The sequence below is a fragment of the Leptolyngbya sp. CALU 1928 genome, assembly GCF_056784215.1.
In genome coordinates, this window is the sequence record NZ_JBXBCE010000001.1 from 2455758 (window position 1) to 2470496 (window position 14739).

Annotated in this window: 8 protein-coding genes and 1 tRNA gene; 5 read left to right on the forward strand and 4 right to left on the reverse strand. The window is 50.4% G+C overall.

Annotated elements, in window-relative coordinates; genetic code table 11:
* Positions 1 to 87 precede the first annotated feature (87 nt).
* On the forward strand, positions 88 to 525 hold the full coding sequence (locus AC1S5B_RS11415; protein WP_482035798.1) for a response regulator: 438 nt from the start codon (positions 88 to 90) through the stop codon (positions 523 to 525).
* A gap of 20 nt (positions 526 to 545) precedes the next feature.
* Here AC1S5B_RS11415 and AC1S5B_RS11420 read toward each other — a convergent pair whose 3' ends face one another.
* Positions 546 to 1220, reverse strand: coding sequence for an ABC transporter ATP-binding protein (locus AC1S5B_RS11420; protein WP_482035799.1), 675 nt, complete (start codon positions 1218 to 1220; stop codon positions 546 to 548).
* Between the two features lie 178 nt (positions 1221 to 1398).
* Here AC1S5B_RS11420 and AC1S5B_RS11425 point away from each other — a divergent pair, with 178 nt between their 5' ends.
* The 3 genes from AC1S5B_RS11425 to AC1S5B_RS11435 all read left to right on the forward strand — a co-directional run bounded on the left by AC1S5B_RS11425 (position 1399) and on the right by AC1S5B_RS11435 (position 3391).
* A complete protein-coding gene (locus AC1S5B_RS11425) occupies positions 1399 to 2340 on the forward strand; it encodes a Sll0314/Alr1548 family TPR repeat-containing protein (RefSeq protein ID WP_482035800.1) in 942 nt (313 codons plus the stop codon).
* 99 nt (positions 2341 to 2439) lie between these two features.
* Positions 2440 to 2931 carry a DUF3531 family protein gene (locus AC1S5B_RS11430; RefSeq protein WP_482035801.1) on the forward strand — a complete coding sequence of 164 codons (492 nt, stop codon included), beginning with the start codon at positions 2440 to 2442 and terminating at the stop codon, positions 2929 to 2931.
* Positions 2932 to 2962: 31 nt separating this feature from the next.
* A complete protein-coding gene (locus AC1S5B_RS11435) occupies positions 2963 to 3391 on the forward strand; it encodes an NUDIX hydrolase (RefSeq protein WP_482035802.1) in 429 nt (142 codons plus the stop codon).
* Between the two features lie 13 nt (positions 3392 to 3404).
* On the opposite strand, the gene AC1S5B_RS11440 is transcribed toward AC1S5B_RS11435, so the two are convergent.
* The 3 genes from AC1S5B_RS11440 to AC1S5B_RS11450 all read right to left on the reverse strand — a co-directional run bounded on the left by AC1S5B_RS11440 (position 3405) and on the right by AC1S5B_RS11450 (position 14229).
* Positions 3405 to 13367, reverse strand: coding sequence for a tandem-95 repeat protein (locus AC1S5B_RS11440; RefSeq protein ID WP_482035803.1), 9963 nt, complete (start codon positions 13365 to 13367; stop codon positions 3405 to 3407).
* A 201-nt stretch (positions 13368 to 13568) separates the two neighbouring features.
* Positions 13569 to 13796: a regulatory protein SipA gene (gene sipA, locus AC1S5B_RS11445; protein WP_482035804.1), complete on the reverse strand. Its 228-nt coding sequence runs from the start codon at positions 13794 to 13796 to the stop codon at positions 13569 to 13571.
* 37 nt (positions 13797 to 13833) lie between these two features.
* On the reverse strand, positions 13834 to 14229 hold the full coding sequence (locus tag AC1S5B_RS11450; RefSeq protein ID WP_482035805.1) for a hypothetical protein: 396 nt from the start codon (positions 14227 to 14229) through the stop codon (positions 13834 to 13836).
* A gap of 317 nt (positions 14230 to 14546) precedes the next feature.
* On the opposite strand from AC1S5B_RS11450, the gene AC1S5B_RS11455 reads away from it, so the two are divergent.
* Positions 14547 to 14620 (forward strand) — tRNA-Pro (locus AC1S5B_RS11455).
* The last annotated feature ends 119 nt before the right edge of the window (positions 14621 to 14739 follow it).

Sequence of the window (14739 nt, forward strand, 5' to 3'; positions counted from 1 at the left end):
CCCTCCCAAGGGACTGGGGCTAGGGCTAGGAGGGGGCTTGCTTCCCACAGGGTGGGCTGATTTGAATTGCACATGTAGGTTAAATCAATGCAGGAAGCGCGATTAATCAATGTCCTCTTGGTGGAGGATGACGAAGTAGACATAATGAACGTTAAACGGGCATTTAAGAAAAACAACATCTCAAACCCGCTCTACATTGCGACCAATGGCATTGAAGCACTTGCCATGTTGCGCGGCAGCAGCCCAAATCAACTGGACGCGTTTCCAGAACACCGTCGCTTAATATTGCTAGACCTCAATATGCCAAAGATGGGCGGCATTGAGTTTTTACACGCGCTCCGCACTGATCCTATCTTGCAAAAAACACCTGTCGTTGTGCTGACCACTTCTAACCGCGACCAAGATCGGATTGAAGCCTACACCTTTAATATTGCTGGATATCTGCTCAAACCAGTCACATTCAGCGCGTTTGCCGACCTGATGACAGCCCTAAACAACTATTGGATGCTCTGTGAAATGCCGTAAAAGCTCCTCTTCTTTATCTTTTAAGAGACTAACTGAGGTTTAGATGCTTGTTCTCTTAAGAGTTCTGGTGTCACTGAAACCAGTTTTCCCTGTTGCAAAGTCCAACAATGATCGGCAATTTCAAGCAGATCTCCTACATCATGAGATACTACCAGCAAACCCCAGTGGTTTTTCAGTTTTGCTAACAGGCTTACCAGTTGTCGCCGCATAGACCAATCGAGTCCGGCTGTAGGTTCGTCTAATAGCAGCAGATTAGGCTGGCGAATCAGTTGCACTGCCAAGGCTAGCCGCCGCTGCTGTCCGCCGCTGAGGGCATGGGGTTTTTCGCTGAGCGACAACTGTTCTAATCCCACTTCGGCTAACGCCTGTTGAATGCGATCGCTGGTTATTTCGGGATGCCCCAACCGCAGTTCTTCTAAAATGGTGCCCCCACAAAAATGACGCTCTGGAAACTGGAACACCAGACCGCTCAATTGTTGTAAATGCAACGAGGTAAGCTCTTGATCGCGCCAATGAATACTGCCCTGGGTTTTTTCTGCCAATCCTGACAAAATCTCCAATAGCGTACTTTTGCCAGAGCCGCTTGGACCGACAATCAGCGTAAGCTGCTGCGACGGAACCTGCAAATTAATTTGATTTAAAATTGGTACAGCGGTCGCGGGGGGATGATAGGAAAGATTTCTAAGGTTCAACATTCACGACAATCCATCAGGGTAAGAAAATTAATCAAAAGACTTAACCAGGAACCTAGCTTTAATGAAACCGTCTAGCAAAGCTAGCATAACGAATGCATTCTCATTATGCCCAACTCTGTTGCGCTACCAGAGAGTGGCACTAAAGCTAGGATAGAACCCGATCACTGAGAACTAAATTATGACTGACCGCTTGACTGCTCCCCAATACTCCGCAAAATTGTCTCTCAAAACCATTGCTCAGGTTGCGAGTACTACAATGCTCGCGATCGGGTTGTTGACAAGTTCCGCCATTGCTAAAGATCCCTTCCGCAGTACTAATCTCAGACCCATCAGCGATAAAACCGAAGCGGCGTTTGAGGCATTTTTTAAACAGGGCGATTACAAAACTGCCGCCACTTATCTAAGCCAAACCGAATCTACGGAGCCGCTGGCACTGTCGATGAAAGCGACCTTAGCCTATAACGATATTTTGGTAGGTCGAGATAACAAAGAGAAGCAAGCTGCCCTGTTGGAGCAGTTTCGCAGCTATGGCACCCAAACGCGCACGGCTGCCGAAAAGTTATTGGTCACTGATCCGCTGCGCGGCAATATGTATCTGGCAGTGAGCCACTTTTTTGATGGCGTATACGCTTTCACAAAAGACGGCACGATTAAAGGCACGCCTCAAGTTTTAAAGGAATTGCAGCAGGTGATCAAGTATTTGGATGCAGCAGAGAAGATCGCCCCCAATGACCCAGAACTGAATATGCTGCGGGGCTATATGGATATTTATACCGGTATTTATTTGCCGTTTGGTAGCTCTGAGAAAGGGGTAGAGCGGTTGCAAAAATATGCGAATCCTCGCTACTTGGCAGAACGCGGTTTGGCAATGGGCTATCTAGAAATGAAGCAATACGATAAAGCGCTGGCTGCCGTCGATCGCGCGATCGCCCTCACGCCCACTAATCCAGAGATTCAATATCTCAAAGCCAGAATTTTGGTGAAACAAGGAAAGGATCAAGAAAGCCTCGCTTATTTTGATAAAGCGTTAAGCAAAAAAGATCAGTTACTTGTGGGCTTAGTTCGTGAGATGGAGCGGGCACAGCGTAAGACCAAGGAGCGATTGGCTGGAGGAAAGTAAGGGAAGGTTTCGGGTTTCAGGTTTCGGGTTTCAGGAAATAGGAAGTTTTGATTTTCTTTTCTGACCTCCGACCCCTGACCCCTAACCCCCACTTCCTCTATGCTGAAGGAGGAACGTTTGGGAGCGATCGCTATGCGGATACAGTTTCGTGAATTTAATCCATTCAGCGTATGGGTTTGGCTAGAGTTCAGCACGGTTCCATCGGAGATGGAGAAGCAATATGTTGAGGAAGTTTTGAATTCCTGGTTTTTTATTGGCAAACTGGGCGGCTTTAATGCTGAAAATATGCAAGTGCAAGAAGTTGGGCTAGAAATTGGCTACATGGATTACGACGAAGACATCGCAGAAACGAGTCTGTCGGCGTTGATGCACAATATGGGCGATGTGGAATATGAAGGCGGTTGGGCGCGCTGCTGGTTTGATCTGGGCACCAGTGACGCGATCGCTTTGGATATTTTGATCAACTCACTCCGCCAATTCAGCAAGGATTTTGTCACGATTGAGCAGGTGATTATTGGGGGCGAAAACGAGGATTGGCAAACGGGGGACAGCCACCGATCGGATCTGATGTTTGAAAGTCAATATAACTAGGTAAGCGGCGAGAGGTGAGAGGCTAGAGGCAATGGGGAATTCGGCGATTCGGGCGGTGGCGTTGGGGTTGATTTTTCAGGGCGATCGCGTATTTGTGTATGAAGGGTATGACCCGTTCAAGCAAAGCACGTTTCATCGAGCCTTGGGCGGGGGGATTGAGTTTGGCGAAACTAGTCTAGAAGCGCTTCAGCGGGAGTTTCAAGAGGAAATTCAGGCAGAGTTAACCAATATTCAATACCTCGGTTGCACCGAAAATATTTTTGCGTATGGTGGCACTCCCTGTCATGAAATCGTTCAGCTTTATCGTGCCGATTTTGTGGCTCCAAGATTTTACCAACTGGAAGAACTGGTGTTTGCGGATGGTTCAGCAGAGAACATTACCGCCCGATGGATTGAGCGCGATCGCTTTCTATCGGGCGAACTTCGGCTTGTGCCTGAAGACTGCTTGAACTATCTGTAGCCTTACAAAAGGGTTATTGCACCGCCCATAGTTCCGTTCCATTAGTCGCATCGCTAGCGGCAAAGAACAGTTTGTCGTTCACCACTGTTAATCCCGTTGGAGTAGAGGAGAAACTGCCGCTCACTGCGATGGTTCCCGCAGAGGTGCCATCGGTGCGGAAGACCTTGGTGCCGGTGCCATCATTTGCCGTAAAGTACAGCGATCCGTTGAAGTTGGTCAACGATGCCACCGTATCATTGCCAGCAGCATTAATGTTTCTCACCACCGTTGCTGTTGAAACCCCATCGCTTGACCATAGTTGCACATCGGGGCTTCCCGCCGACCCCGCATCCACGGTAAAGAACAACTTAGAGCCGATCGCCACCAGATTGTTAGGCGTTTGGCTCGCGGAAGGGAGCGTGGATACCAATGTTACTGTACCACCAGCATTACTTTGCCACAGTTTGAATGCCGCTACCTCTTGCGTAAAGAAGTAGAGCGTTCCATTCACATTCACCAGATTATAGGGAGCGGAACTAGTGCTACCAGGACTGAGGTCTGCAATTCGGGCAGTATTTGTGCTTGTACCATCGCTCCGCCATAGCTCTCTGCCACTGCTGTCAATGGCGGTAAAGAACACCGTATTCCCGACTGCGGTCAAGCGTTGAATTTGGGCACCAGAGCCAAGATCCCTCACCAGCACTGTGTTACCGTTGGTTCCATCTGTCTTCCAAAGTTGGGTTGCACTATTAGTTGTGAAGTACAGCGTATTCCCCACAACCGTTAAGTTTCCTGGAACGGTGTAGCTAGGTGACGCGACCAACTTCACTGGGTTACCGCTGCCATCAATCTGGAAGATGGCGATCCCAGAACTATCAGTCGCTTGGAAGAAGAGAGTACCGTTAAAATTCACTAGCCCCGTGGGATTAGAGCTTGATACCCCTGACCGTAGATCGCTGACTAAGGTGGCAGAGGTGCCTGCTAGGTCTGTCTTCCACAATTCCCGACCCGTGGTGCTGTTGGTTGCTGTGAAGTAGACTGTGTTGCCGACCACCGTCAAGTCATTAGGAGCGGAGGCAGCACCGGCAGGGTTAATATTAGCCACCAGTAGGGTTGCCGATGAACTGCCATCACTCTTCCACAGTTCGGTGCCTGTGTTGCCATCATCGGCAGTGAAGTACAGCAGATCGCCAACGGCTGTCAATCTGGCAGGGTCAGAACTCGCTGCAAGCGGGTTAATGTTTGCCACCAGTGCCGCGCCGGATGACACGTTGATTGAAATAGTGCCGCTGCCTGTTTGTGCGCCACCTGTGCCTGTAAATCCACCATCATTGACTACTAAACCGATTTGAGCCGCCCCGGTAAAGTTGTTTGTGGGGGTGAATTTGAGATTGGTAAGCGCGGTGTTGATTGCCGCGATCGCCCCCGTAAACGTCATTGTGGTATCGGCTGTGCCGTCGCCCGTGGTAAAGGTCAACCCAGAAAGCCCTCCTAGTGTCAGGGTGCCGTTAGTGGCAGTTAAGGTCGCGGTCACTAGGTTAGAACCTGCGTCCACATCGCTAATGCTTAGCCCCGATGGAATCAAAAGGTCAGTATTGCGGAACGCCAGTTGGCTACCCGGTAGAGTGATGATGGGAGCAGCATTCGCCCCGCCGACCGTGATCACTACTGTTGCTGGAGCAGAAAGGTTAATTCCATCCGTCGCCCGATAGGTAAAGGTATCTGAGCCAACTAAGCCAGCGATCGGAATATATCTAAAAGAGCCATCGGCATTTAAGATGACGCTCCCGTTAGTGGGGGCAGTGGCTAGCGTCGCCCGAATCACATCTCCATCGGCATCAGAATCATTTGCCAATACTCCCGTCGCCGCCGTTACGTTTAAGGTGCCATTGGTGGAGACGACATAGCCAGAATCATTTTGGACTATGGGCGGCGTGCTGGTGGCATTGATGTTGATTGTGACGATCGCGGTTGAACTGTTGCCGCCGCTGGTGGCGCGATAGGTAAAGGTGTCGGTTCCCGTTGCGCCAGCGTTGGGTGTGTAGGCAAAGGAGCCATCGGGATTGAGACTGAGGACACCTTGAGTGGGGTTACTGACTACAGCCACGGTGGAATTGGGGGCGAGATCATTTGCCAGCACTCCTAAGGTTGTCGGAACATTGATCACGTTATTGCGGTTAACGCTGTATGTATCATTAACGGCGGTTAATGGAGAAACGTTAATCGTGACGGTAACGGGAGCCGAGTTAAAGACTCCATCTGTGGCTTGATAGGTAAAGAAATCGGTTCCGCTGGTGAAGCCTGCATCTGGAACATAGACAAAAGAACCATCCGCATTGAACCTGTCTAAGGTTCCTCGAGTCGGTTGGGCAAGGGGTTGGGCTGAAATTGGATCTTCAGAATCCGTGTCGTTGACCAGCAGTCCGGGAGCGGTGACGGTTAGGGTTTGTCCTGCGATCGCGGTGTAGGTATCGGGTAACGCGGTCGGCGGTGTATTGAGTCTCACGGAAATCGACACGGTTGCCGTTGAACTAGCAATTCCGTCGAATGCCCGATAGGTAAAGACATCGGCTCCCTGATAGCCCGTGTTTGAGGTGTAGATAAAAGTGCCATTGGGATTGAGAGTGAGCACCCCATTTCCAGGAGCAGAAACCACGCTGGCAGTCAGCAGATCGTCTTCCCCATCGCTGTCATTCGCTAAAACACTTTGAAGGATCAAGGATTGATTGAGTGCAACCCCGCTCACAGCCTGATAGTTATCATTTTGAACCACTGGTGGTGTATTAGGTGAAACCGATAGAGAAACCGTCGCTAAGCCCGATGTTGCCAAGCCGTCGCTGGCACGATAAGTAAAGCGATCAAGTCCTTGATAGTTAGGATTTGGACGGTAGACAAATGATCCGTCAGAGTTCAGCGTGACCGTTCCATTTTGCGGTCCTGTTGCTACTGTTGCCGTCAATGCGGATGGGGAAGTTTCTGCATCGGTATCGTTGCTCAACACGCCTGTAAACGCATCCACTGAGAGCGTTCCGTTAGTAGAGGCTCGATATAAGTCGTTCGTTGCGATCGGCGGTGTGTTGGTTTGTAAGCTGAGGGTGACTGTGGTTGGAGTCGATGTTGCGAAGCCATCAGTTGCTTGATAGACAAAGGTATCAACGCCCGAACTGCCCACAGTAGAAGCGTAAATAAAGGAGCCATCAGCATTGAGGCTCAGCGTTCCTTTGCTGGGATTGACTACCACACTCGCAGTCAGTGGGGAACCATCCGCATCGGTGTCATTTTGCAATACTCCATCAATGGGCGCGACTGTTAAGGAACCCCCAATGACGGCGGTATAAGTATCTGAAGCAGCGATAGGGATGGCATTAACCTGAATGCTCACGGTGGCGGTGTTGGAGTTTAGCTGTCCATCCGTGGCTAGGTAAGTAAAGCGATCGCTGCCAAAAAAGCCTGGGTTCGGCGTGTAATTAAATGATCCATTCGGGTTAAGCGTCAGAGAGCCGCTGAGCGGGTTGCCGACAATGCTGGCGGTGAGAGTATTTCCTTCTAGATCGGTGTCATTGCTCAGGATGCCTCCTACCGGGGTAATGGTGAGTGGGCTACCTGCATTGACGGTGTATGTGTCGTTCAGGGCAACCGGAGCGCTATTCCCAGCCGTGACGCTGAAGCTGGCGATCGCTACGCTGGAGACTGCCCCTAAACTATCGATCGCGGCATAGGTAAAGGTATCTAAGCCGCTGAAGTTGAGCGTGGGCTGATAGCTAAACGTGCCATCGGGGCGCAGGGTAAAGGACAGGGCATTCGTCGGCGTTGTCACCACGCTGGCGGTCAGCGGAGTGTTACCATCGGTGTCCGTATCATTGGCTAATACACTGCCTGTGGTTAGTAAAGTATTGGCTGCACCGATGAATAAATCTGGAGCGGCGACGGGGGGCGCATTCGACGAGACAGAAATGGTTGCGATCGCGGTATTCGACACCGAGACTCCATCGCTAGCCACATAGGTAAAGCTGACATTCCCAGAGAATCCCGTTTGGGGAACGTAGGTGAAAGAGCCATTGGGATTGAGGTTGAAAGTGCCGCTGCTGGGAGCCGTAACCAAACTTGCGGTTAAGGGGCTGCCTTCTATATCTGTATCGTTAGATAGAACGCCGAGTGCTGTAATGTTTAAGCTTCCACCCGGAGCAATGTTATAGGCATCATTATTTGCGAGGGGCGCATCGTTGACAGGAGTAATGCTGATGGTGGCGATCGCGACGCTAGACACTGCTCCTAAACTATCGATCGCCGCGTAGGTAAAGGTGTCTAGCCCAGTGATGTTGAGCTTGGGCTGATAGCTAAACGTGCCATCGGGGCGCAGAGTAAAGGAAAGGGCATTGGTCGGAGCCGCAATCACGCTAGCAGTCAGTGGAATATTGCCGTCGGTGTCGGTGTCATTGGTCAAGACATTGCCCGTGGTCAGCAGGGTATCTTCTGCCATGGTGAAAGTGTCGGGATTGGCGATCGGTACTGCATTCACACCTGCGGTAACAAATAGGTTGACGGTGGCGGTGGAACTCAAGCTGCCATCATTTGCGACGTAGGTAAAGCGATCGCTACCCGAAAATCCAGTATTAGGTTGATAGGTAAAGGAGCCATTGGCGCTGAGGCTGAGCGTACCATTTTGGACTCCCGATACCAGCACCGCCGTCAAGTTAGCGCTATCGATATCGCTATCATTGGCTAACACGCCCGGTGCCGTTTGGCTAAGCGATGCTGTGGTGTTAACGCTGTAGACATCATTCACCGCGACTGGGGCATCATTCACGGGGGTGACGCTGAAACTGGCGATCGCCACGCTGGATACCGCGCCTAACCGATCGATCGCTGCGTAGGTAAAGGTATCCAAGCCACTGAAGTTGGGAGTCGGCTGATAGCTAAACGTGCCATCGGGTCGGAGGGTAAAGGACAGGGCATTGGTCGGAGCCACAATCACGCTGGCAGTCAGCGGAATGTTGCCATCAATGTCAGAGTCATTGGTTAAGACGCTGCCTGTGGTCAGCAGGGTATCTTCTGGGGTGGTGAACAGATCGGCTTGGGCGATCGGGGCGTTATTGTTCCCGACCGACAAGGTGACCGTTGCTAAGTTAGACGCTAAACTGCCGTCGCTGGCGCGATAAGTGAAGACATCGGTTCCGGCAAAGTTACCTGTGGGTTGGTAAATGAAGGAGCCGTCGCCACTCAAGCTAACGGTGCCATTGGTGGGCGCAGTCACTAGGGTTGCGGTAAGGGGGCTACCTTCCACATCGCTATCATTTCGCAGAACGCCGTTGGTTGAGGAAACGGTCAGCGTGCCGCCTGCACTAGTGGTGTACACTCCATCATTTGCCGCAATGGGCGCATCATTGACGGGGGTAATCGTTAGGGCAACGATCGCCGTATTAGAAACCCCACTCAGCGGGTCGATCGCCACATAGGTAAAGCTGTCGGCACCATTGAAATTCGGCTTGGGTGTATAGCTGAAACTGCCATCTGGATTGAAGCTAAAGCTTCCGGCATTGGTAGGGGCATTAATCAACTGCGCTGTTAGGGAAGCAGTCGGATTATCTATATCGGTATCGTTCGCTAGCACATTTCCGCTAGTAGGCTGATCTTCAGGTGTCGTAAAGCTGTCGTTGACCGCCACCGGCAAGTCATTCACCGACGTGACATTGATGACCACGATCGCGGTGTTAGACGTGCCGCCCAACACATCTCTTGCCACATAGCTAAAGGTGTCGGAGCCGTTAAAGTTAGCAGCGGGGGTGTAGGTAAAGGTGCCGTTGGGATTGAAGCTAAACGAGCCAGCATTCGAGGGTGGACTGACCAATTGAGCCGTTAAGGGCAGGGTGAAATCTGGGTCGCTGTCATTGGCAAGGACGCTGGTGCCCAGCAAGGTTCCCCGTTCCGCAACCGTGAAACTATCGGCACGGGCGATCGGCAGTAGATTCACCGCATTGCCCACATTCACCAGCAGCGTTTTAGTATCTGATAACGGAATGCCAACGCCCGTATTGCCGTTGTCGTTGACGCTGAGCGTGATGCTATCGAAGCCATTGGTAAACCCTACATAGCTGCGATAGGTTACCTGGCTCAAGGCATCGTTGATCGCGGCGATGGAGCCGGTGAAGGTAATTCGGTTATTTTGGCTACCTGTCCCCTGGGTAAACTGCAAGCCAGACAGCGATCGCAGCGATAACACGCCATTTCCTGCAAATAGTGTCACGGAGAGATTGCCACCGCCGGCATCAGGGTCGTTAACGCTAAAGCCAGAGAGGGTTAAGTTGATGCCAGAGTCAACGGCTGGATTACCTGTAGGCAAAGTAATCACAGGCGCATTATTGATTCCCAGCACGTTCACTGCAATGGATTTGGAGTCGCTCAGGGGAATTCCTGCTCCGGTGTTGCCCCCATCACTCACACTGACGGCGATCGTGTCAGCCCCGCCAAAGTTTGCGTTCGGGCGATAGGTCAAGCTGCCCAATGCCGCATTCACCGCTGCCTGGGTGCCTTGGAAGATCAGCGTATTATCCTGGGTGCCGTCGCCCGTAGTAAAAGTTAGCCCAGTCAAAGATTCCAGCGACAACAGCCCACTCACCGCAGACACCGCCACGGTCAGATTCCCATTACTCACATCAACGTCATTAATGCTGATGCCCGAAATCCGCAGATCCGTTCCTTCATTAACGCTCTGGCTAGATGGCACCGTAATCACCGGGGCATCATTGGTTGGATTGATAGTGAGATTGATTAGTTTTGAGGCAGACAAGGGAATTCCGTTGCCAGTGAAGCCATTGTCGCTAACATTCATCGTCAGCAGATCGGAGCCGTTGTAGTTGCGATCGCTCAAGTAAGTTAGCCCAGCCAGAGCGGTATTGATCGCGCCCTGAGAGCCGCTAAACACCAGATTTTTGTTGAGCGTTCCCGTTCCGGTTGTAATGGTCAGTCCAGCGGTAGAACCCAGCGTTAGGGCACCATACACCACCGATAAGCTCACCGTTAGCGGATTCACTCCCGCATCGCTATCGACAACGCTAATGCCGTTAATCGGTGAAGTGACATCTTCGCTTAAGGTTTGCAATGCAGGAGCCGTAATCACCGGAGCATCATTCACCCCTGCCACCGTTAGCGTAACGTTCCTGGAGTCAGTTTTCACGCCGCCTAAGCCGAAGTTGCCGCCGTCGTTAACTGTAATATTGACGACATCCGTTCCTTCAAATGCGCTCGTGCTGCGATAAATTAAGGATTCCAACACGAAATTTGCCACATCCTGCCGTCCTCGGAAGGAAAGAGTCGCATCTTGAGTGCCGTCGCCCGTGAGAAAGGTTACGCCCGTGGTGCGCCCCAAACTCAACACGCCATTGCCAGCAGAGAGAGAAACCGTAACATCGTTATCACCTAAATCTGCATCCGTTAGGCGAACCCCTGTAATGAGGGTATTCATGTTTTGATCTACCACGAGAGTACTGGGTGCAGTTAGCACAGGCGCATCGTTCACGGCTAGTACAGAAATGCTGAAAGTAGTCGCCGCCGAGGTCGCGCCTAGTCCATCCGTAACCGTAAATTGGAAGCGATCGCTCGTGGTTTCGCCGCCATTGTGAGTGTAGGTTAACTGACCATTGGTGATATCAAGCTGGCTGAAGGTTTGCCCGGTCTGAAGAGTGGCAGTACCTAACTTCAAAATTCCGTTAGTAGGAGTGCTGCCGAGGGTATACGCTACTGGAACCGGACCATCTGGATCGGTGACTAATAGGAGAGTGGGCGTGATTGCCGCACTGGTGCCTTCGCTCAATGTTAGGGCGATGTTGGTGGAAACCGCTGGGGCATCATTGACGGGCAACACAGAAATACTGAAGGTATTGGCACCCGGGAGGAGAATTGCGCCATCGGTGACCGTAAAAGTGAAGCGATCGAAGGGCGATTCGCTGCCGTTATGCTGATAGCGAACCAGTCCATTAAAAACATCACTTTGGGTAAAGGTGCTGGTTGCCGTTTCCGCTAGCAGCAGCGTGCCATTTGTTGGCAAATTTGTAATGGAATACTGCAAGCTGGTTGGTGGACTATCCACATCTGAAATCAACAACAGACTAGGACTGAGTACCGTACTATCCCCTTCAGACAGGGTTAAGCCTCTATTTGAGACGAGAATTGGCGCATCATTGACCGGATTTACTTGAATGCTAAAGGTTTGGGTGCTAATGCTGCCGCCTGTGCCATCGGAAACCGTGAAGCTAAAGCGATCGCTCGTGGTTTCACTGCCATTGTGGACATATCGCACTTGGCTAGGGTCATCCAAATTAACCTGCGTAAACGTCGTTCCAGCGGTGGCGGTTACGCCATTAATCAATAGGTTGCCATTTATAGTGGCATTGCCCACCGTGTAAACCAGTTGGCTATTTGGAGTATCGCTATCTGTCACCCGCAGCAACGAACTTAGGATAATCGCAGAGCTTTCTTCATTGAGCGTTAAAGGATTATTGCTAACTAAAACCGGAGCGCTCGAAATATTCACTGACAGGGTATAGCTGCTGTCTGCTTGCCCCAATGCCGGGAAGACGCGAGCATAGTAGGTGCCTGCGGACAATGAACTAATAATCGACTCTGGGCTAAGCCCGCTTTGAGCAGAGCTACCTAAAATCGTGCCGCTGCTGTCGAACAGTTGCAGATCGACATTACCAGTGAGATTGGTCAATGCTAGATTGACCTGAGTCATACTGGTGATATCAAAGCGGTAGTAGTCATCGGAGTCTAGCCCACCGACGCGATCGCGATAGATTGCCGATTGCCCCAAACCTGTTCCCAAATTGAACGCAGTTGCCGGGGTATTTCCAGCAACATCAATCGGCGTTGGCTCCCTATAGGTACTGTATGGAAGCGGCACCCAGTTGACATCATTCACCGGAAGCACTCCTGCCGACGAAGCAAAGGTAGTGCCGTTCATAAACCAAATTTGGTTATTGCCCCCCGCCCCGTAGAAACGCCAAAGAATATCTGCGTTACCATCATTGTTAAAGTCTGATACCCCTGCAATCCGCCACGGATTGGCTAAACTCGCACTCAGCGGGGCTTCTGATAAAAACGCGGTTTGGTTAAAAAACCAAACCTCTGCGGCGGTAGTTGAGTTATTCTGCCAGAGAATATCTACTGAGCCATCCCGATTAAAATCGCCCACTCCACGCGGTGTCCAGCCCAACTGTTGCTGTTGCGGAATCGCAAGAGTGCCAACTGAACTGACCCCTTGCATGAGCCACACATCAAGTTTGGCAGTGGTAGGATTCCACCATAGAATGTCGGTCTGGCTGTCATTATTAAAATCACCTGTGCCCACCAATTGCCATTCCGATGATTTGGAAGGCAGCAAAAAATTATCGCTACCACTACTGAGCGTATTGTTTTTTAATAACCACAGTCGAGTTAGCCCTCCTGTGCGCCAGAGCAAATCTGCTTGTCCATCTCCGTTGAAATCACCTGTTGCGCGAATCGTCCAAGGTAGCGTATTGATTGACAGACTTCCAGAAGCGGGTCGATTACTCAGCAAGGCTCCATTGCTATCTATATCCCAAAGACGAATGGCACCCGTTTGACGATTCGACCAGATTAGATCAATCTCGGCGGGGGCGGTTTTGGTGGCAACATTAAGGGTGTAGTTAGCAGTAGGAGTATTAATTCCAGGAGCAACTTGAATATAGTAAACGCCAGGATTTAGGGTGGTATTGATTGACTCAGAAAACCTGCCTTGATTGTTTGATAGTTGCCCCACGCCATTGATGCTGACCAGATTGCCTGTACGATCTAGTAATGCAACGTTTGCATCAGCATCTAGTCCAGTGAGGGAAAGATTGAAGCTGCTCCGATTCGCTAAGGTAAAACGGTAGAAATCGTTGGCGGCAGGTGTGACGAGATCTGAGAAACTTTGGGCATTGGAAAGGAGCTTCAGCGATGTGGCTGTGGCTAAAGAGTTTCCTGCGGTATCTGGCATGGCGAATAACCCCGTACTGGCATAGCTATTCTGCCCTAACTGTGTTTTTTTGATAACAAAGTTGCAGCAGATTTACATAAATCATCGGTAGAAACTTTGTAAAGTTTCTACCGATTCAGTTAAAGTTTGCATCAAGAAAACCCTCAAATTCTTTATTGAAGGAGCTTGAGAAGGTTCAGCGATCGCGATTTGTACAGAATTTCACACCCGTTCTAAATATTGGCTATCTAATAAAAAGGCTCCATTTGTGAAGCGCACGCTCCAGTAGTTACCAGGGCGGCGATCCAGAATAGTTCCTTCTTCACCAATCCCAATCAGGTCGGAGGAGCGCAGGGTTGGCATTGGATCAGCCGTTTTCACATAAGGTGGAGCGCTGATAAGACGCACGCGATCGCCCACTGAAAAGCCGCCCACTGAGAATTTAGACATTATCACTGAACCTCTTATATAAATAAGCTGAATTGCGTCAGCAAGTTTGACCAGCAGAGTTGCCAGTATGGACTGAAGATTTCGCTGTAGCGCCAAAAATTGGCGTAGGGTCTAAACCAGTAATTTGATAGAACTGGGCTGAAGTCACACACGCGATCGCTTTCACTTCACCCGTTTCGTTAAGGACAATGCAATGCTCCCATTCTTTTAACAAACTACTTACCGCTGTCAAAAACTCTTGCCCACGTAATAAAGGCACCTTTAGCCAATAGGTCACCAACGTTTCGACTAGCGCTAATTCTACCAAAGGCGTTGGATAAGTCGCGAGGAGAGTTTCTAACCCGGCTTGAAAAGACTCAGCATCTCCATCTAAGTGATAGCTAGTCACAATGTGCTGAACTCGTTGCCGCTTAATTTTTTCTTGAAGTTCCATTAAAACCTCGTTGATTACGCGATTCGTGAAACGTTAGCGAAGCTCTCCACGGGACTCCCTACAGAAATCACGACGGTTCATTTCAAAGTCAATCAACCAGAACTCACATGGCCGAGTGATGGATTGTCCTTCAAGTACGACATCTCTCTATTCGCGCTTGCCTGCTTTGCCTCTGTTTTCTGAGCAACTCCACAACTTGCCACAACAGACAGGCTTGTTCAGTCAACACTACCCCAAAATGAGAAATAATCTACCCAATTTTGTCTTCTATTTGCGTCGATAGTGTGTTCCTACTCGTGCTATATTTATAAAGCTGTCGGGGCGTAGCGCAGCTTGGTAGCGCACTACTTTGGGGTAGTAGGGGTCGTGAGTTCGAATCTCGCCGCTCCGATAGGTCAAAAAATAAGGTTGAAGCCGCTTGTAATGGGCGGCTTTGCCTCTTTAAAAGGCACATAGAAAAATTAAGTTATTCTCAATAGCAATCCGCTCAAAGGGACATAAACACGATTG